This is a genomic window from Corynebacterium drakensteinense (assembly GCF_041224285.1).
Classification (GTDB): domain Bacteria; phylum Actinomycetota; class Actinomycetes; order Mycobacteriales; family Mycobacteriaceae; genus Corynebacterium.
Genome location: NZ_JAXOFP010000003.1, coordinates 136,791 through 156,316 on the forward strand (window position 1 = coordinate 136,791; position 19,526 = coordinate 156,316).

Sequence of the window (19,526 nt, forward strand, 5' to 3'; positions counted from 1 at the left end):
TTGTCGAGGGTTAACTTTGGCTTTAGGGTCATTTCTCTACAACCACTGCAGCGTAGCGTAGCAGCACGGATTAGCACAGCAACGCGGGCTGGCACGGCCACGCGGGCTGGTACAGCATTGCAGCCCAGCGCAGCGCAGTCAGGCAAATACGCAGTCAAGCGCTAATGCCCACGCCCTGTTCCCCGCACCTAGGCTTGTGCCTGGGCTGCAGCCTTCGCTGCCGGAACCAGCGCCTTTTCCAGAATCTCAAAGTCATCATCGCACAGGGCATCGTTCACAAACCACGTCTCAAAAGCTGATGGCGGAACCACCACACCGTTGTCCAGAAGCGCGTGGAAGAACGGGCCAAAGCGGAATGTATCTGCAGCTTGCATGTCAGCGAAGTTGCGCCCCTGACCTTCGGCGAAACGCACCGACAGCATGGTGCCCGCCCGCTGAATATTGTGCGCGACGCCTTCGGCCGCCAGCGCCCGGGAAATCATATCGCTGAGTTTGTCTGCGTGCCCGCCAATGCGCTCGTACAGGGATTCGTCGGCAAGCTGCAGCGACTTTGTGCCCGCCGCAACCGCAACCGGATTTCCGGACAACGTACCTGCCTGGTAGACCGGCCCTTCCGGAGCCAAATGCGCCATGATTTCCCGCCGTCCGCCGAAGGCCGCAGCGGGCAGACCGCCAGAAATGACCTTGCCGAAAGTCACCAAATCGCCAGCTACCCCGTCGATGCCATACCAGCCCTTATACGAGGTGCGAAAGCCGGTCATGACTTCGTCGAGGATCAGCAGCGCGCCATGTTCGTGCGCCAAATCCTTCAATGCCTGGTTAAACCCGTCGTCCGGGGCTACGGTGCCCATGTTTCCGGCGGCTGCCTCTGCGATCACGGCCGCAATCTCGCCGTCGTTTTCCGCGAAAGCCTGCCGCACAGCTGCCAGGTCGTTGTACGGCACGACGATGGTTTCCGATGCCTGCGCCTTGGTTACTCCTGGGGAGTCCGGGCTTGACGACGTCAACACGCCCGAACCCGCAGAAGCCAGCAAGGCATCCACGTGGCCGTGGTAACAGCCCTGGAACTTGATGATCTTGCTCTTGCCCGTAAATCCACGCGCCAATCGCACCGCGGTCATGGTGGCTTCGGTGCCGGAGTTGACCAGGCGGACCTTGTCGACGGCCGTACGCTGGGCAATCAATTCAGCTAATTCCACCTCGCCGGTGGTGGGGGTGCCAAATCCCAGGCCCTTCTCGGCTGCCCGAGTGACGGCCTCGACGATCTCCGGGTGCGCATTTCCGTGAATTCCCGGACCATAGGAACACAGCAAGTCGACGTATTCATTGCCATCGACGTCGAAAAGCCGCGAGCCTCTGCCGTGGTCGATAAATCGCGCGGTGCCGCCGACCGCGTCAAACGTGCGGGCCGGGGAATTCACTCCGCCCGGAGTGATATCCACGGCGCGGCGGAACCATTCTTCGGATTGAGCTTGGCCCTTGTCGACGCTAAGGGCAGCGCCGCTTAGGCCAGTGCTATTCGCAGCGGTGTTGTTCTCTGAGGCGTTGTCCTCGACAGGATCGTTCTCGGTGGGGTTGTTTTTGGCGGGGTGATTTTTGGAGGTGTTGTCATCAGTCATGGCTTCTATTCTACGGGCTTGCCGAATACGCGAAGCTCTTAAAACTGGCGAATAGTCGTTGCAGCATACCGAGCCCGCTACCAGTGGGAACCCCAGCTGGCGAGCTGCTTAACCGCCTAACGGCTTAACCAGGTAACTGCTTAACTGCTTAACCAAGTAACTGTTTAGCTGTTTAACTTAGCTGTTTAACTGCTGTGCCAAATTCTGGGCCGTGCGGCGAGCATGCGCAATAACCGCTGGTACGCCCACCCCGCCGGCCCATGCGCCGGTCGCTGCTACGCGATCAGCATCGGCAAGCGCTTGTTCAGCACGACGCACGGTTTCTATATGGGTGTGGTCATAGCGCGGCAACCCGCCAAACCACCGCTGGGTATAGATTTCTTCAACCCCAGCAGCCCTGCCGTCGAAACCAGTCAACGTCTTCAGATCGTCCAAAGCATGGTCGACGAGTTCATCCTCTGGAGCTCGAGCAATGGCATCGTCACCGAAACGCCCAAAACTGGCCCGGAGAATCGTGCCCTGCTTAGCCACATGCGGCCACTTCCGGGAAGACAATGTGAAGGCCTTCGCAGTGACACCTGGCTGATCGGCGGCCACGAGGATTCCGGAGTTTTCGGGCAGTGCACCGCCTTCCGGGTCCACGTCGGAGGCAAACCGCAGTCCCACTACCGCTGAGCTGGCCAATTTGATAGAACTCAAATGTTCGGCTGCCTGCGCAGTAGCACCAGGTAGTGACTTAAGAATCCGCGAGGCCATGGGTGCCGGGGTAGCGACGAGGACAGCGTCGTAAAGCGTGTCATCGACCCCCATGCCCGTCAACCGGTAGAGTGCTGCCCCACCTTGCCCCGTGACCGCTTGGATACCGGTGACGAAAGTCTCCAAGTAAATCTCGGCACGAGTGGCTTCTGCCAAGCGTTCGTACAAGGTGGCATAGCCCTTGCGGAACGTACCAAACACGGGGCTTGGCTTCGCAGCAGTACCTGTAGGCTTCGAGGAGCTGCTACTAGCGACCTTGCCGACGGCCGCACTCAACGTCACCGGTTGTCCGTCGCGAGCCAACTGATCCAGGGCTTCTGCAAGCGCTGGAACCGTCGCCCGGACCCCGAGATCGTCAGCGCCACACGAATACACCCCACCCAAAAGGGCTGACACACACCGATCGACGACCTCGTCGCCATAGCGGTCGCGCACTAAAGCCCCCAGACTCTGGTCGCCACCGACCTCCCAGGCAATGGGCTCACGGTCGGCTTCCGCGTCAATAGCCGCAACAGTTTCTGGGCTCACCAAACCCGCGACCGCCGCGCCCGATGCCGGAATGCCCATCACGCCACCAGTGGGAAGAGCATGGGTCTGGCCCTCCGAATACAACAATGGGCGCAAGCCAGACGGGTACACGATCTCATCGGCAAGCCCCAATTCGGCAAAAAACTCGTGGGCATCCTGGCGACGCGCCAAAAACGCCTCCGCCCCCATGTCCACCGGGCCGCCGTCGAAAGGCACCGTGTGCAACTTGCCACCTATACGCTCAGAGCCTTCCCAGACATCAATTTCGGCCTCCGGCAATTCCTGACGCAACTGATAAGCAGCAGTCAAGCCGGCAAGACCAGCTCCAATGATGGCGCAACGAGTCATGAAAATCCCTCCGGATGGATCAGATATGGGCAATCACTACCGAGTTGGGCGTTCGGTTTTAGGTGTTGGGCATGGGTGTTGGGGTGATTTTTGGGACTAATTTGGCGCGGAAACGTCACCGGTTGCCGTATCGTGGATCAATTCCACTGCACGGGTGATGTCTTCTGGGGCGGTATTCGGCAAAACGCCATGGCCCAGATTGAAAATGTGCCCCGTGGCCTCGCCCGCTTTGATGGCGCTCGCGGCTTCATGTTTAATACGCGCAATCTCCCGCGACATCGCCTGCTCACCACTAAACAAAATCGCCGGATCCAAGTTACCCTGCAGTACGCGCGGGCCCACGGCACGGCTAACGCGCCCAGCGGCAACATCCATCGGCACGCGCCAGTCGACGCCCATCACTTCCGAGCCGGCCTCACTCATCGCACCGAGCAACTCTCCTGTGTCAACTCCAAAGTGGATCCGCGGAATCTCGCCGCCCACAGAATCCAAGATGCGCTGGGAATACGGAAGGACGAACTCGCGGTAGTCGCGCTCCGTGAGATAACCAGCCCAAGAATCGAACAACTGCATCGCATCGATACCGGCATTGATCTGGGTACGCAAAAATCCAATCACCGTCGGGGTTATCTTCTCCATCAAAAGGTGCCAGGTTTCTGGATCTGAGTGCATCAACGACTTCGTGCGCTCATGGTTTTTCGACGGACCACCCTCGACAAGGTAGCTGGCCAAGGTAAATGGGGCGCCGACGAAACCGATCAGCGCTTGCGAATCCGTGAGCTCCTCCAAAATCAGACCGATGCCTTCACTGACTTCAGTGATTTCGTCGTCAAGCACCGGCAAGTCACGCACATCTTGTGGGCTACGTACGGCCTTGCCCATAACCGGGCCACGGCCAGGGACGATCTCCACATCAACGCCAGCGGCTTTGAGGGGGATCACGATGTCAGAAAACAAAATCGCCGCATCTACATCATGGCGACGAACCGGCTGCATCGTGATTTCTGCCAACATATCTGGCTTAAAACACGCATCCAGCATGCTGGTGCCTTCGCGCAGTTTGCGATATTCCGGCAGGCTACGGCCAGCCTGGCGCATAAACCACACCGGCGTCCGGTTCGGCGTACGACCATAGGCGGCATCAAGGAAAGGGGCATTGTTCAAGCTCCGACGCGTCATAGGCTCTATTATCCACTAGGTCGCGACCTAGAACGAATCTAGCCAGCTCGGGGGCCTAGCCTGGTGGAGCGAAAAGGAGTTTACGGCGCAGATCAGGGGTCAGTGCTGGGAATACTTGGACCTAGAGCCGTGGGGCGGGCAGCACATGCCCCGGGTGGTTCCGGCTGTCGAGATGCCAGAACGAGTAACTAACTGAGCTATAAATAGCGCTTAGGAGCCAGAACGTTTAGGAGCGAGACTTAGGAGCCAGGCTTTGGATCAGCCTTGGCTTCGCGCTTTTGGTCTTTTGTGCGGCGCTCAGCCTGCTTTTTCGCTTGTTTTTCTTTTTTCTGCTGCACGCGTCGTTCTTGTTCAGCACGCAATTCTTGCTCGAGCTGCCGCATTTTCTCTAATTCCCCGGTGTAATCAAGCGTGTCATTGCGGCCACCAAAGATCAGCGTCAACACCGCAGCTACGCCAACGAGTACCTGCAGGTTGCCATCAATAATGTAGAAGGCTTCTGGAACCTCGGACAGCGGATTTCCCGAGGTGCCGAAAATCAGGACCAGGCGGAAAGCAAAATACAACCCGAAGAAAAACAGCATCCGCCGCGCCAAACCAGCTCGCTTGTGCTGCCTATTCACAAGGTAGAGCATCGTCGCCAAAAGCCCCAGTAACAACAGCGAAATAAGGCCCATCACAACGATGGAGCCGTAAACACCGATATTAAGCAGACCATCACTCATTGCTTGGCCGCTTTCTTCGATACTGCGAGCGGCCAGAGCCTGCAGCTCGGAAGGATCCCACAGGGCCATGGAAATATTGAGAATTTGGTGAATGAGTTCAACAACCAGGGCGAACATCCACAACCAGACATAAAGACGCACCGATTCCGGGCGATCGGCATGTGCTGGGCCGCTTCCTTTGCCTGGATTCTTGTTGGGCGAATCGTCGGACTTCCCGGTCTGTGCAGAATTGACCGGCCTGGTGGTGCGAGAAGGTTGTCCTACGGAATTAGCTGGAGGTTGCGTATTCACCATAGAGTGCACCTTATACATGATGTCATTTTTGTGCACAGTCTGTGTTCCCAACCACGCAGCCGTACAACGCACACACAGGATCCGCCGACAAGCCCGTCGGCGGGGCCTAGCTTTAGTTCTGACTCTGGATCTAGCCCTGGTTCAACAAGCGCGCGGCATCAGTCGCAAAATAAGTGAGAATCTGATTTGCGCCGGCACGCTTGATGCTGAGCAACGCCTCCATCATGACGGCATCACGATCCACCCAGCCGTTGCTTCCAGCTGCCTGAATCATCGCGTACTCGCCCGAGACCTGATAAGCCGCCACGGGAACCGGCGAAAATTCTGCAACCTCGCTGATGATATCCAGGTACGACAAAGCGGGTTTGACCATGACAAAATCCGCGCCTTCATCAATGTCCAATTGCACTTCCAACAGCGATTCGCGGCGATTCGCCGGATCCTGCTGGTAAGTACGACGGTCGCCCTGCAACGAGGACCCCACGGCTTCCCGGAATGGACCGAAAAACGCAGAAGCATACTTCGCCGAATACGCCATGATCGCGACATCATGGAACCCAGCAGAGTCCAAGCCCTCGCGGATCGCCGCGACCTGGCCGTCCATCATTCCCGACGGTGACACCAAATGAGCGCCTGCAGCGGCCTGGCTCACGGCCATCTCAACGTAGCGATCAACGGTGACGTCGTTAAGCACCCCGCCGTCGCCGTCGAGAAGCCCGCAGTGGCCATGGCTTGTGAACTCATCGAGACACGTATCGGCCATGATCAACAACTCGTCACCGAATTCTTTGCGCAGGTGCGAAATTCCCCGGTTAAGTATGCCGTTTTCCGCCCATGCTTGGGAGCCGGTTTCGTCCTTGTCCGCAGGAAGTGGCACACCGAATAGGTCGACGCAGCGCACCCCCTGTTCTAGAGCCTGCTCGGCGGTTCGAATCAATGAGTCAAAAGTGTGCTGGTAGACCCCCGGCATCGACGAGATAGGGTTCGGCTGATCCAGGCCATCCGCGATGAACATTGGCAAAATGAAATCGGCAGGTCGCAGTTGCGTTTCTGCCGTCAATTCACGCAATGCTGGGGTGGTGCGAAGGCGACGAGGTCGCCGAGACAAAGGGTAATCCACGTGGGGACCTTCCTAAACTTCGAAATTGTGTTGTGGTGGGCGACTGCAGTGGCCCGATGAAGCTCGCGAAAAGCTTAGGCGCGGGTCGTGGCCACCGAGGCTTCCGTTTCCCCTGTCCTGGCACCAGTTTGCTGCGACTGGCTAGCCGAGCTAGCACCAGAACCGGCCGTGCTTGCTTTTCGACGCGTCCTGCGTTTCTTCCGCGGTGCAGGCAGGTTGCCAGTAGCGCGTAGGTGTGCGACGTGGCTGGCCAAAGCATCGATCAGGTGGGGCACGTCTGCCACCTCGGGGACGACGTCGACACGCAGCCCCATTTCTTCGGCTGCAGCCTTCGCCATCGGCCCGATGCAGGCGATGATCGTGCGTTGGTGTGGTTTACCCGCAATACCGACAAGATTGCGCACCGTTGATCCAGAGGTAAACGCAACCGCGTCGAAGGCTCCGGTCTTAATCATGTCCCGAGTTTCCGCTGATGGCGGGGCCGCGCGTACCGTACGGTAGGCGACCACGTCGTCAACTTCCCAACCGAGGCCCTGCAGACCTTCCACCAGTGCGTCGCCGGCGATGTCCGCCCGTGGCAACAAAACCCGGCCCACAGCATCGATGTCTTCCACATACGGCGGGAAGGACTCAACCAAGCCCAGTGCATTTTGGGCATCCGCTTTCGGCAGGGCCTCAGGGACCATGCCTTTTTCCCGAATCGCGGCAGCGGTCTTACCGCCCACGGCAGCCAGGTGCACGCCAGCAAAATCACGCGCATCCATTCCCAGCTCAGCAATCTTGTCCCAGACCACTTTCACCGCATTCACGCTGGTGAACACGACCCACTTATAACGGCCTTCGACGATGCCCTTGATCGCGCGGTCCATCTGCGCAGGGTTGCGCGGCGGTTCGACGGAAATCGTCGGCACCAACTGCGGGATCGCGCCGTAGGATGCCAGTTGCGCTGACATCGGCCCAGCTTGTTCTTTGGTACGCGGCACCAGGACACGCCAACCATACAAGGGGCGATTTTCCCACCAGGAATACTTTGAGCGGTCATCGAAGCTACGGCCCAAGGTGACAACCAACGTGCCGTCGAGTTCAGCATTCAGCTTGCCCAGTGTTTCCAGGGTGGCCTCGTAGGTGCGTTGCAGCCGCGTAGTGCCGTTGACCGTGACAAACGCCGGGGTTTCGACGCTCATACCGCGGGCGGTGAGTTCCTCTGCGATCGTCGGCAGGTCGGCGGCCAGCGCCTGCAGCACAATGGGTTGCGTGGCGACGGACAACTGATCCCAGTCGACCTCACCATCGGTCATGTCCGCTTCCGTGTAGGTCGAACCCAATGCAATACCTGCAAATGACGGAACCGTCGACGGCAACGACATGCCGGGCACGACCTGAAACTCCATACCGGCAGCACCAACCGCAGAAATTTCCGCCAAAATCGCCTCGCGGTTCAGCGGATTACCGGCCACCAATCGGATGACGTCGGCACCTTCGGCTTCGTCTAACGCCGTACGCAATTGGGAAACGACCTGGTCACCACCAGCAAATTCCCGCACATCCGCGGCCGTTGGGGCGGCTGGACGCGGAGGTTTCCGCCGTGCCCCTTGGGCTTTCGCCTCAGCGCACATGCGGGCGTATTCTTGCTCTGCAGCATCCAGTTTTTCTTGCGGTACTGGCAGCGCCGAGCCCACGACTTCGCGTACCCCTTCATGCACCTGCGAGTCTGCGACCGCAATGGTGTTGTACGCGAGCACTTCCCTAGCGCGAACTGTCAGAAGGTCCGGGTTGCCGGGTCCGGCGCCGACGAACACCACTTTGCCTTGGTGTGCGACGGAGGGGGCGTTACTCATAAAGACCTTTTCTACGCGCGGTCACGGACAGGAAACAAAAATAAATCACGACGAAGCGCCGTCACCTGTGGTTTTGCTCTTAAGCCGACCCAAAACGACAACGGCACAATCTCGTGTGCTAGTACCAGCTTAAAGTAGACGGTGTGAAACTAAAAAACAAACGAATTAATCAGAATTCACTGGCTAGGCTTGTCGACGGCCCTAGCCATCGACAGCCCTAGTCGGCTGGGCTGTGTAGCTAACTCAGAGTTGGCCTACCAGCTACCGCCGAGCGAGTATTGCCTACGCCTCGCCCAACAGCTCAGCTGCACCGTCGGCAAGCAGTGTCTGTGAAATCTCTTCGCCCACCGCAATCGGGTCGGTGCCGCTGGCTGTAGCGACCAACCGCTTTTTCCCGTCCAACGCGAATACCCCACCGTGTGCGGTGATGATTCCGGCATCCTTATCGTAAGTCGAATATGCAGCAACCGGCGCGGTGCATCCAGCTTCCAGGCGATTCAAGATCACGCGCTCTGCAAAGGCACAATCACGATCTACCGCGCTGGTTAGCTTGTCGACGACTTCGACCACCTCGGCATCATCCACCCGGACTTCGACGGCTAAGGCTCCCTGCGCGGGTGCGGGCATCACCACATCCGCGTCAAACACCTGAGTGGCTTTATCTACGTAGCCATTACGCACCAGGCCGGCGTAGGCCAGGACAACGGCATCTAACTCACCGTCATCAATTTTGCCCATGCGGGTTTCGATGTTGCCGCGCAGTGGCCGTATATCCAGATCTGGACGCAAGGAAAGTAATTGCGAAATCCGACGCGGCGCTGACGTGCCCACGCGTGCACCTTCGGGCAGCTGCTCCAGGGTCAGTCCGTCACGAGCGATCAGTGCCTCACGGTTGTCGGCGCGCTTGGGTATCACCAAGTGGAAGCGCTCATCGGCAGCCGTCGGCAAGTCTTTAAACGAGTGCACTGCTACATCGCACTGGCCGGCGTGCAGGGCCTCGCGCAACTTCTGGGTAAAAACTCCCACTCCGATGCGCTCAACGGGTGCCATATTGACGTCGCCTTCAGTCTTGACGATCTTCAGCTCGGCCGCAGTGCCTTCTGCGATGATCCAGTCCCGCACGTGGCCGGCTTGGGTGGTGGCAAGCTTTGAACCTCGGGTACCAATTTGCAACATGTTTTTACTCCTTAGTTCTGCTTCGGCGATGAATTCGACCCCAAGATCTCTCCCAAGGTCTCTTCCACGGTCTTCCCGGTAGCCCCGTCGGCACCGCTTGCCCCAGCATGGCCCTCGGCGCGGTCACCGATACCGGCGTGCTCATCGGCACCGGGCCGATTATTTCCTAACGCGATGACCTCCTGCGGCAGCGGAAGCTCCTTGGCATCCACAGCCACCGAACTGCCGTCGATTTCCAGTCCGAATAATTCCTGCAACGCCGTTTCGTGACTCACTGCCCCCGATTCCGCCGCGAGCTTTTTCGCCCGCACCGTAGGTTCGTGCAGGAGCTTGTCGACGGCACGCCGGATCGCAACCTGCACTTGGGCGAAATCATCTTCCGGCATGTGCGGCCTGCGTTGCCGCAGGCGAGCCATCTCGCACTCGATAACCCCAGAGGCATGTTTGCGCAGCGCCGATACCGCCGGAACCACTTCTCGCACACGTTGTTCAGAGGCGAAAGCCTGTAGTTCTTCCCGCACAATACGCTTGGCGTCTTGGTAGCCAATGGTGGTGTCTTCGTCTTCGCTTTGCGCCGACAACGACTGGTGCAGGCGCTCAATATTCACCAGATCAACGCCGGACAGTTCAGCGGTATCGTCAGCAATATCCCTCGGCAATGACAGGTCGATCAGCACCACGTGTTCACGACGTTGCCCAGGTATCGAGGCGCGGTCCACGGTGTAATTATCCGCACCGGTGGCAGAAACAACGATGTCTACCTCACCAAATGCCTGGAAACGGTCTTCGAAATTTACCGCTTCTGCCTGCACCCCAGCCTGGTGGGCATGATCGACGAGGTTATCCGCACGTTCGCGGGTGCGGTTGGCGACGATGAGCTTGTCGACGCCGAGCCGCCCCAGGTGAGTAGCAGCCAGCGACGCCATCGCACCTGCTCCCAAGACGAGCGCGGTACGGCCGATCAGTAGGGGTTCGTCGTCAAGCTGTGCCCGTTCGGTCTGCCCACTCTGGGCACCGCGCAGGCTCTCGGACATCGACAAATCCATGTACTGCAGCGCCTCATTGAGCGCAACGGTCACCATCGAAGCGCCGGCTTCGTCAATATCGGTCTCGGTGTGAACACGTTTGCCCGCACGCAACGCTGACTGCGCCAAGGCATGTAAAGTTTTGCCCGCCGTATTCGCAGCGACTGCCCGTTGGTAACCCTGCCGGACCTGGCCGATGATCTGTTGCTCGCCTACCACCATCGAATCCAGGCCTGAGGCGACAACCATCATGTGCTCGGCAGCTGCATCGGCATAGCGAACATAAAGGTAGCTACGAAGTTCGTCGATATCGATTTCCGAAACCTCGTGTAGCACGTTCACCACGTCCTGCACACCCGAGTGGAAAGAATTGGTCACACAGTACACTTCGAGGCGGTTGCACGTCGAAATGATCATGGCTTCGGACAACGACGAGGTCGCGACAAGCGCGGCAGCAGTCTCCTCGCGTTGCATGCCATCCACGCTCAGCCGCTCTAACAAGGCGACTGGAGCCGAACGATGGGACATTCCCACGACGAGCACGCTCACATTTTCCTCCGCTATCTCAGATATAACGATTCGCTTCGATCTAGCTCCGGCTGAATCTTCCGGCTGGCCACCCAGGCGGGCCCAGGCACAAGCCGGGCATTGCGCCAGCTCCGACGTTACACCAGCCCCGACGTTGCAACTCTGGCCTTGCGACGCCATGGCCGCGAGCATATCCCGCCGGTCTTGGTGTCCCAAGCCTTCTGATCCAGTAACGGTATCAACCAAAAGGATAGCCCCAACGGGGCTCGTTAACAGAATCCTGCCGAATATTGACCGCTTATTGAGTCAAAGCCTTTTCCAACTCATCGTTGTCGACTTCCCAGCACGCAAATTCCTCGTCATCAAGGACAACGACGGGCACTCGATCACCAAATTCCATCGCTAACTCTGGATCTTCATCAACATTGCGCACGAGCAGCTGCGCGTTGGATCTCTCGATTATCGGCGTGATCTGTTCGCGCACCCGTACGCAGGAACCACAGTCAGTGCGCACCATGAGTTCAACGATGTGGCTGGGTGTTCTCGTCGCGCTCTCAGCCCCCATCGCATCGACGCGGGATTTTCCAGAAGCTAGATCGGCCCCGTCACCAAGTCCATTCGGGCGAATCCGTCGTGAGGCATCATCCATATTTTGCAATTCCCTTTCTCGTACCATTCTCGACCTGGCTTTTCCCATCTCGACGCGGCCTGTTCCCGTCTCGACGCAGCGTTTGCCTTATCTTGGCCCAGCATCTGCCCCATCGCAATGCAGCTGTTGCCTCATTGCGGCCAGCTTCTGCCTCATTGCGGCCAGCTTTTAGCTCACCACGCCCCAGCAGTTGCCTCATGCCATCGTCACGCGCTGCCAGGTTGCGACCTGACACAAGACCGCAATTGCGCTAGGACGCCGATTCAAACACGCGCAAACTCCACTATGCCCACGCATGCAGTTTCGCTCAGCATTTCACCATTATGCCGAACCTCGGTAAACGGCACGTTTGCTATAAGCAGGTAGAGTTTAGTGCGTGAGTTTCTTGTCTGATTCTGATGGTGGCGGGCTAAATTCGGCCGAAGATTTTTTGGCTGAATGGTCCGCGAGTCGCGGTAATTTACGACGTTTCCTCGAAAACAAGGTGATGCCACCTTTAGATGACGCACACCAACAAGAAGCCGGTGAGGCTGCCGCAGCCACCGCAATTAGCGAAAACTTTGGCATAGATCTTCCCTCATTCGATTCCGGTGTGGCATCGGTGTCGGGGTCTGTGGAAGCCGCAGGCAGTTTCAAACTCACCCAACCGGACCCGGAAATTCCCCAAGATTACGGCGCAGCTGCATTCTTCGACGTCGATAACACGCTCATCCAGGGCTCATCGTTAGTGGTTTTGGCCATGGGCCTCGCGCGTAAACGGTTTTTCCGCGTCCGCGATATCCTGCCGATCGCATGGAAACAAATTAAATACCGAGTGACCGGTTCAGAAAACATTTCCGACGTAGCCGAAGGCCGCGAGCTGGCCCTGGAATTCATTAAGGGCCGCACGGTCCAAGAGCTCAACGATATTTGCCAAGAAATTGTGGATTCCCGTGTCGCGGATAAGGCATACCCGGCTACTCGCGAGCTAGCCAACAAGCATCTGGCTGCTGGTCAACAGGTGTGGTTGGTGACGGCCACACCGGTGCAGTTGGCGCAGATTTTGGCTCAACGATTCGGTTTTACAGGTGCACTGGGCACAGTTCCGGAAGTTAAAGATGGCAAATTCACCGGGCGTTTGGTCGGCGATATTTTGCATGGGCCAGGTAAAAAGCATGCAGTTGCTGCCCTAGCGGCGATGGAAAAGCTCGATTTAGAGCGTTGCACAGCCTACTCGGATTCCATCAACGACATCCCCATGCTCACCATGGTCGGCAACGCGGTTGCCATCAACCCAGATCGCCCGCTGCGCAAAGAAGCCGAGGCACGGGGTTGGAAGGTAAACGACTACCGCTCTCTGCGCAAGGCAGTTCATTCGTTCGGTATTCCTGCTCTGGTCACAGCACTATTCTCTTACGGCGCCTACGGTGGCTGGAAGATTTGGGGTTCCACAAAAAACTAGCCTGCCGGCCCAAGTCTGGATATTCTCCAGAACTTTCTTGACGACGCAATTCACGACGTGATTGACGATGTGACTAACGACGCGATTGACGACGCCCGTCGTCAGCGCACGCCCCAGCTCGTACCTATAAGACAGGCCAGTGAGGCGCGCTCGTCGCCAAGCCGCAACCCACCCGTCGTCAGGCTGTGGATAACTTGAGTTATCCACAGATTTGCCTGCCCACGCTCCCTCCGCCAGTGCACACCCACACAGTTGGTTTTAGCGTGATGATCATGACTCACACCAACACCTCGCAAGAATCCGCTACAACATCAATTGCCAGGCAGATTGCAGATCATGCCGCAGCGAAAACTGCTCACGAACAGCAGTCCACGAGCGGACCAACATCGAATCCTCCAGCCGACCGCCCGCCTCACCTGCATAATCAAAAGCGTGCCGATGCCTGGAACCGCATCGCCGACATCACCTCAATACTGGCAAAATTAGAAGCCGAGCTAGCGGACCTAGCCGACGATCTGGCAGAATCCAAAAGTCGACATCTCGACCATTACGCCACGATTGCACGAGCCTTGGAACATCTCGCAAAAGCGTCGTCATGCCGCCGTTCCAGTGAAATCGCACTTGCATGGTGCGCTGACCGCAGTAAAATCGGCCGCCTGGTTGGAACCACTACAGCCCGGGGTTTTTATACCAAGCGCTTGGGCTATTCCACGTCCCATGCCAATTCTGTTCGTGCGCTCGCGAAAACTACCTATGGCTCGATCTACATCCCCGAATACCATCCGGATGATGACGAGCTTGCCGACGAATCCAGCAACCAACGATCCCGACGCCTCCGGTCAGCGAAAAACAAGCTCAACCAAGAAAAATATGCACAGACGAAAAACCGTCGCCTAGCGCGCAGCATCTCTCCGGACCAGCTCGCCGCGATTGACCACCAACTTCGGCATCTCAACGATACCTCTGTGCCGGGAAAGCATCGGGTTCGTATGGAATCCCTGCAGCAGGCTGCGCAGGGTCGGGACTGCGCGGATCTGTCTCACTGGTGTCGGGAGCGGATCCGCGAGGCCAATACCCACCCTGATGCGCATTCCACGCCGGAAAAATCCCGAGCATCACAGCAATCAGCACGTGCGAAGCGTACAGTTACGCAGCCGCGTGAGCTTCCCAATGGGATGATGAATTTCGGGATCACGACGGATTCCGCGTTTGCCTCTCGCGTCGAAGCTATTCGGGCCAAGGCAATGCGGGTTTGGAAAGCTCGCCAAGCCGACGCCACGATCACTGAATCTCGTACACTGCCCCAGTTCGTGCACGACTATTTCATGGATACGATCCTGGGGCCTGTCCCGTCCTCCGTGGAGAGTTCGGTGCCGGCGACCAGAAAGCCGATGGCGAAGGAAACGGTGGCATCGGCACCATCCGCTCTCACACTCGACAACTCGCCGACCCCACCTAGACGAGATCACGCAGGCCGAGTCGCAGCGCAACTGGTCATTGTCGGCACGATTGATGATTACCTGAATATGGGGCCATCCACTCGCTTCCAAACAGATACCGGCGACGCACTGACCCCAGCAGAAATTATGCAAATCGGGATCTCAGAATGTCATCTGGGGATCACGGACAATAGCCGCGCTGAGCTTCTCGATGCCGGAAGGGTGCGAAATATGTCGCAGGTCCAACGCGCCTTCCTTACCGCCTTGGAGTTGGTATGTAGCCACCCGGGTTGTAGTGAGCCGGCGGCGAACTGCGAAGGGCATCATATCGCTGCCTATTCGCACGGCGGCAAGACTGACCTGGACAATCTCACGCTGCTGTGTCCTTATCATCACCGTGCAAACAATGACCAGCAGGACGGCAAAAACAATAAGGGACACATGACCCGAGATTCCAAGACCTATTTGGTTGGCCGGTATGACCCCGAGACTGGCCGCACGGAGATCAACGAATCAGTAACAGCGCGCAAGGCTCCAGGACGACGTCTTCTCATGCAACATTCGCAAGCAGCGAAACCGGCAACGGCACAGACAGCGACTGCGAAGCCGGCATCTCATCGGGGTTCGGCACAAGCGGCCTAAGCAGAAAACTGAAAAAGGTTCCCTCTCGATGGGGCAGAGCGAACCAACCGCATAACCACATGCGGATCATCGAAGCTTTCTGGGGCTTTTAAGCCTTCTCAAGCCTGCTGAGCCCAATATATTACTAGGTTTCACACAGAGGGTTGCTCAGGAATATTTGATGCATTCAGGTTCGCTAAACTCAGCCCGGGATCGTGTCCACGCAATTGTGGTGGCGCGAGCTCGTCTAATTAATTCAAGAGTCTAGGTGTTTGCACGACCACCAATTTTCGTGCCCACTCATGTACCCACTCATCCAGATACACCAAAACCCTGTGCTCCCCAATCATTTTTAGCCGTAAACTGCCGAGCGGCAGTTCATGGCAGCATGACTGGTTCCACAGGGTGCGTGCTGGCAGCCAATTCTTTACCGAAATGGCAGCCGCTGAATAAAATCAGGCCGTTTACTTACCCAATTTACGACGCTGGACGCGGGTGCGACGCAGCATCTTGCGGTGCTTCTTCTTGGACATGCGCTTACGGCGCTTCTTAATCACTGAACCCATGGTCAGTACCCTCAATTCTTTGTTGATATCTGTACAAAACTACCGACACTAATGCTCAATACCTTAGCGATTCCCAAAGAGCTTACCCAAATTAGGGCCGCCGTCGGGAGACAAGTCTACCGGCAAGTCGGTTCCCTGAAGGCTGACAAGCCTACAAACACCGACCCCAGCGTGTTCGCCAACATAGTGAGTCCGTGGGCTACCCGACTTCGTAGATCGACGAGTTCAGGTATTCACTCACGGCTTCTTCGTGAACGCGGAAGGAACGCCCTACGCGCACAGCTGGCAGATCACCAGCATGCACGAGGCGGTAGACCGTCATCTTCGAGACCCGCATCATTTCAGCAACCTCGGCGATGGTCAGAAACGTTCCTTTGTCTTCATGTGCCATATATATCTCACCCTTCAGCTCGTAGTGCGCTGCAGGCTTCCCCTCCCGCAGGACTTCACACGCACGTGCTCAAACTAGTCTAGCGTGTCACTTGTGGCTATTGCGACCCACCCCTGCACATTAATCCCAAATTTCGCTGCAAACATCCGCAATACCACCTGAAACGCAACTGTTCAGACGTTGACTTTTTAACGGATTTTCCGCATTTCCGGGGGCACAAAATTGGCCAAAGATCACAGCATTGTAAGTAATCTGCGCCACGATCGCCCAGTCGTTGCTTGACGACGATTTCTTGCTCTCCACGTGTTTAATCGGATTCCTGTCGCTGCACGTGTTCAAGGACGATTCCCGTAGCCCCACTACTCAAGGACGATTGCAGGTAGCTGCACGTAATTTCGGCTGGATCCATTTTGAAACCTGGCGGCTCCACACACACACCGCCGCCGAAACCGATACCCCCACCGACGCCGACACCAACGTTGAGACCAACCCCCGGAAAAGAACGCGCAGCCAAACAAGCATAGGTCCGGAACAGCACAAAACTCTTGTTATTGCGTCTGGGACAGGTTTTCACCCGATTTTCCACCGAATCTGTCAACCGGTATAAAAAGCCCCCTGTGCATGGTGTTGCCATTCGTGTCACAATGACAATCACCCAGCGCAGGGGGACAGAATTCTCCGCTCTAGTGGACTCTCACTAAAAACGTCTACTTCGAACGTTAACCCAGTTCTTTCGAACGGTTGGCACACGCTTCAGCGGCACGGAAGAACATTCCGCGAATCCCGGACTCTTCCAATTCACGCAGGGCGTGGACCGTCGTGCCGCCCGGCGAAGAGACGTTCTGACGCAGGGTTGCTGGGTCACGACCCGAATCCGTCAGCATTTTGCCTGCACCATGAGCAGCGTTGGTCGCGAGTTTTTCAGCCACATCGCGCTTGAGACCGAGCTGCACACCGGCGTCGATAAGCGCTTCTGTGACCAGGAAGTAATACGCTGGCGACGACCCCGACATCGCAGTAACGGCATCCATGTTGTCTTCTTCGACGATGACCACTTCGCCAACTGCTTCGAGGAGCTCAGAAACGCTCGTCATTTGCTCATCCGACACGTTCGTTCCCGGTGCTACAGCGTTGACACCTTTGCCAACCAGCATTGGGGTATTCGGCATCACACGAACCACGGGGACGCCATCGCCCGCTGCCTTTTCCATGGCGTCGATAGTCAGGCCCGCCGCCATCGACACGGCCACGGTCTTACCTGAACGGGACTGCAGCGTACCGGACACATCTTCCAAAAGGTCGATGATGTGGTAGGGCTTCACACAAAGGAACGCGTAATCTGCATCTTCGATCGCAGCCGCGTTATCCGAAGTGGTATTCACGCCGTAGTTGTCCTCGAAGTATTTGGACTTATCGGCGCTACGGTTCGTAACCGTGATGGACTTGGGATCGTAATCGGAGGCTACAAGACCGGAAACGAGTGCTTCGCCGATCTGTCCTCCACCTAAAACAGCAATGTTAGTCATAGGTTCTACGATGCCAGAAAGCAAAACCCCTAGCCACCGCGTTGGGTTGGACTAGGGGTTTCATGACATCTCCCTGCGACGGCCGCCGGCCGGCACGTCACTAAAGCAGTGCATCACTTCTCACTGGTGGCGCACCGCCTGGGCCACGTGCATTGAGTCGTTGGGATCGTCGTCAAGAATTTTGCTCGTGGGCAAGAGAGCACGGGATCGTTGACCGCGGCTCCGGATATAGGAGCTATAGAACCACGAGGACGGCTGGGCCAAAGGTCAGCAACAGCCCGACGATCACAGCCAGGGTCATCGACAAGCCATCGCGTTCCGTACGCAAAGCGTGAACAATTCCCGCCATAACTCCAGTTACACCGACCGCGAGTGCTGCAACCAAGAAATTATTCAGCGAGCCCCAGAGCATTTCGAAGCCCTTGAAAACGACCACGCCAAGAATGATTCCGGTCAAGGCCAGCAAAACGACAGCCAACGGGTTCATGCCTTCGCCCTCGGCAATGGATTCGTCGTTTTCGGCATCAGTACCGGCATCGACGTCGGGACCGGCGTGAACCGGGGCTTCTTGTTCGCGCTGCTCCGCCGCAGAAGGTATCGGGCTACCGAAACCGCCAGATTTCTGCTTGTTCTTGCTCTTCTGTGCGCTTGATGCACCCGGTGCGCTCTGCGTGGCAGCATCGTCCACGCTCTGGAATTCGGAGGTATCGTCGCTAGCTCGCTGCCCGGCTTGCTGTTTGGCCGTAGAGGTGGCCCGTCCCGCAGAATCTACCTTGGGGATCTCGCCTGTGGTGACGGTATCACCGCGGTCTTTGCTGGAGTGCTCTTGTTCTGCGTGGGCATCGGTAACTCGCGAGATTTCTGCGGTCTCATCGGAAGCAGGACTCGGCTTTTCAGGGACAGATTTAGCAGCATCTGCCGGTTTCGTAGCCAACCCCTGGCTTCCAGGTTTGTCCTGCTGACCACTCTTGGCGGACTGTACGGCATCCGCAGAACCGGGCTTTGCGGCTGCACCAGATTTCAGGGTGGAGCCCGAGGAGCCCGCGGCCGCACCAGAGGCACCGGTGGCCTTGTTAGAGGTGCTGGAAGCTTTTTCAGAACCCTTGGTTGGGGTCTGCTCAGCTGAACCCTTGGTTGGGGTCTGCTCAGCTGGTTTCCGGTTCACGGTGAAAGATTTGGTCTTCGTCCGCGAGTCCTGCTGCTTGGTGACGGTTTTGTCAGCACCAGTGGCACCGTCGACGGGCTTAGTCTTTTCCGAGCTCGCGCCTTTGCCCGCATTCTTACCGCTACCGGCGCTATCGCTTTTACCCGCGTTCTTGCCACTATCCGCAGGTTGGGCACCGGCGCTGTCCGACTCCTGCTTACCTGCCTGCGTAGCTCGACCACTGCCCGCACCGGTTCGGCTCGACTGCGATCGGCCATCCGTGCCTTGAGAGGTTTTCTCCTTGGAGCTTGGAGTCGCAGGAGTTGCTGCCCCAGGAGCCGGTTTTTTCCCAGCCTGCTCGCCAGAGGCTTCATCAATCGGCGAGCCGTGCTTGGATTCCTTCGGTTTGGCCTTGACCTTTGGGAACGACCCAGTCAGCTCCGCGACAGAAACGCCACCGTCTTCCATGCTGCGGCGACGACGCCGACGCGGCTTATCAGAACCATCTTTGCCAGCACCTCGACTGCCAGGCGCGCCGTCGCCATCGGATTTCTCTTTCCCGGCGCGGGCCAACAATTCCGCGACTGTTAATTGCTTGTCGTCAGACATGCTG

At 57.6% G+C, this 19,526-nt stretch carries 16 protein-coding genes; 2 read left to right on the forward strand and 14 right to left on the reverse strand.

Annotation, left to right across the window (positions count from 1 at the left end):
• Window positions 1-188: 188 nt before the first annotated feature.
• The 9 genes from hemL to U1140_RS03265 all read right to left on the reverse strand — a co-directional run bounded on the left by hemL (window position 189) and on the right by U1140_RS03265 (window position 11,701).
• Complete coding sequence (gene hemL, locus U1140_RS03225) at window positions 189-1,619, reverse strand: glutamate-1-semialdehyde 2,1-aminomutase (RefSeq protein WP_369846021.1); 1,431 nt, start codon at window positions 1,617-1,619, stop codon at window positions 189-191.
• Between the two features lie 177 nt (window positions 1,620-1,796).
• Window positions 1,797-3,251: a protoporphyrinogen oxidase gene (locus U1140_RS03230; protein WP_369846022.1), complete on the reverse strand. Its 1,455-nt coding sequence runs from the start codon at window positions 3,249-3,251 to the stop codon at window positions 1,797-1,799.
• Window positions 3,252-3,347: 96 nt separating this feature from the next.
• The gene (hemE, locus tag U1140_RS03235) at window positions 3,348-4,430 is read right to left on the reverse strand and encodes a uroporphyrinogen decarboxylase (protein ID WP_369846024.1); all 1,083 of its coding nucleotides are present in this window, start codon (window positions 4,428-4,430) and stop codon (window positions 3,348-3,350) included.
• Window positions 4,431-4,669: 239 nt separating this feature from the next.
• On the reverse strand, window positions 4,670-5,449 hold the full coding sequence (locus tag U1140_RS03240) for a hypothetical protein (RefSeq protein ID WP_369846026.1): 780 nt from the start codon (window positions 5,447-5,449) through the stop codon (window positions 4,670-4,672).
• A gap of 130 nt (window positions 5,450-5,579) precedes the next feature.
• The gene (gene hemB, locus U1140_RS03245; protein WP_369846027.1) at window positions 5,580-6,569 is read right to left on the reverse strand and encodes a porphobilinogen synthase; all 990 of its coding nucleotides are present in this window, start codon (window positions 6,567-6,569) and stop codon (window positions 5,580-5,582) included.
• A gap of 74 nt (window positions 6,570-6,643) precedes the next feature.
• Complete coding sequence (locus U1140_RS03250) at window positions 6,644-8,407, reverse strand: uroporphyrinogen-III synthase (RefSeq protein ID WP_369846028.1); 1,764 nt, start codon at window positions 8,405-8,407, stop codon at window positions 6,644-6,646.
• 282 nt (window positions 8,408-8,689) lie between these two features.
• The gene (hemC, locus tag U1140_RS03255; protein ID WP_369846029.1) at window positions 8,690-9,583 is read right to left on the reverse strand and encodes a hydroxymethylbilane synthase; all 894 of its coding nucleotides are present in this window, start codon (window positions 9,581-9,583) and stop codon (window positions 8,690-8,692) included.
• Between the two features lie 11 nt (window positions 9,584-9,594).
• Window positions 9,595-11,157 (reverse strand): glutamyl-tRNA reductase, encoded by a 1,563-nt coding sequence (locus tag U1140_RS03260; RefSeq protein WP_369846030.1) that lies wholly within the window; start codon window positions 11,155-11,157, stop codon window positions 9,595-9,597.
• A 277-nt stretch (window positions 11,158-11,434) separates the two neighbouring features.
• Window positions 11,435-11,701, reverse strand: coding sequence for a glutaredoxin family protein (locus tag U1140_RS03265; protein ID WP_369846055.1), 267 nt, complete (start codon window positions 11,699-11,701; stop codon window positions 11,435-11,437).
• Window positions 11,702-12,170: 469 nt separating this feature from the next.
• On the opposite strand from U1140_RS03265, the gene U1140_RS03270 reads away from it, so the two are divergent.
• Window positions 12,171-13,226 carry an HAD-IB family hydrolase gene (locus U1140_RS03270; RefSeq protein ID WP_369846057.1) on the forward strand — a complete coding sequence of 352 codons (1,056 nt, stop codon included), beginning with the start codon at window positions 12,171-12,173 and terminating at the stop codon, window positions 13,224-13,226.
• A 272-nt stretch (window positions 13,227-13,498) separates the two neighbouring features.
• Window positions 13,499-15,307, forward strand: a complete 1,809-nt coding sequence (locus tag U1140_RS03275) for an HNH endonuclease signature motif containing protein (RefSeq protein WP_369846032.1) — start codon at window positions 13,499-13,501, stop codon at window positions 15,305-15,307.
• Window positions 15,308-15,750: 443 nt separating this feature from the next.
• Here U1140_RS03275 and U1140_RS03280 read toward each other — a convergent pair whose 3' ends face one another.
• From U1140_RS03280 to U1140_RS03300, 5 genes are all read right to left on the reverse strand, one after another.
• Entirely contained in the window at window positions 15,751-15,852 is a 102-nt protein-coding gene (locus U1140_RS03280) for a 30S ribosomal protein bS22 (RefSeq protein ID WP_003855542.1), read from the reverse strand.
• Between the two features lie 199 nt (window positions 15,853-16,051).
• On the reverse strand, window positions 16,052-16,243 hold the full coding sequence (locus tag U1140_RS03285; protein WP_306516142.1) for a helix-turn-helix domain-containing protein: 192 nt from the start codon (window positions 16,241-16,243) through the stop codon (window positions 16,052-16,054).
• Between the two features lie 120 nt (window positions 16,244-16,363).
• A complete protein-coding gene (locus tag U1140_RS03290; RefSeq protein WP_369846033.1) occupies window positions 16,364-16,546 on the reverse strand; it encodes a hypothetical protein in 183 nt (60 codons plus the stop codon).
• A 416-nt stretch (window positions 16,547-16,962) separates the two neighbouring features.
• Window positions 16,963-17,769 carry a pyrroline-5-carboxylate reductase gene (gene proC / locus U1140_RS03295; protein ID WP_369846034.1) on the reverse strand — a complete coding sequence of 269 codons (807 nt, stop codon included), beginning with the start codon at window positions 17,767-17,769 and terminating at the stop codon, window positions 16,963-16,965.
• 235 nt (window positions 17,770-18,004) lie between these two features.
• Window positions 18,005-19,522 (reverse strand): hypothetical protein, encoded by a 1,518-nt coding sequence (locus U1140_RS03300; RefSeq protein ID WP_369846036.1) that lies wholly within the window; start codon window positions 19,520-19,522, stop codon window positions 18,005-18,007.
• Between the last annotated feature and the right edge of the window lie 4 nt (window positions 19,523-19,526).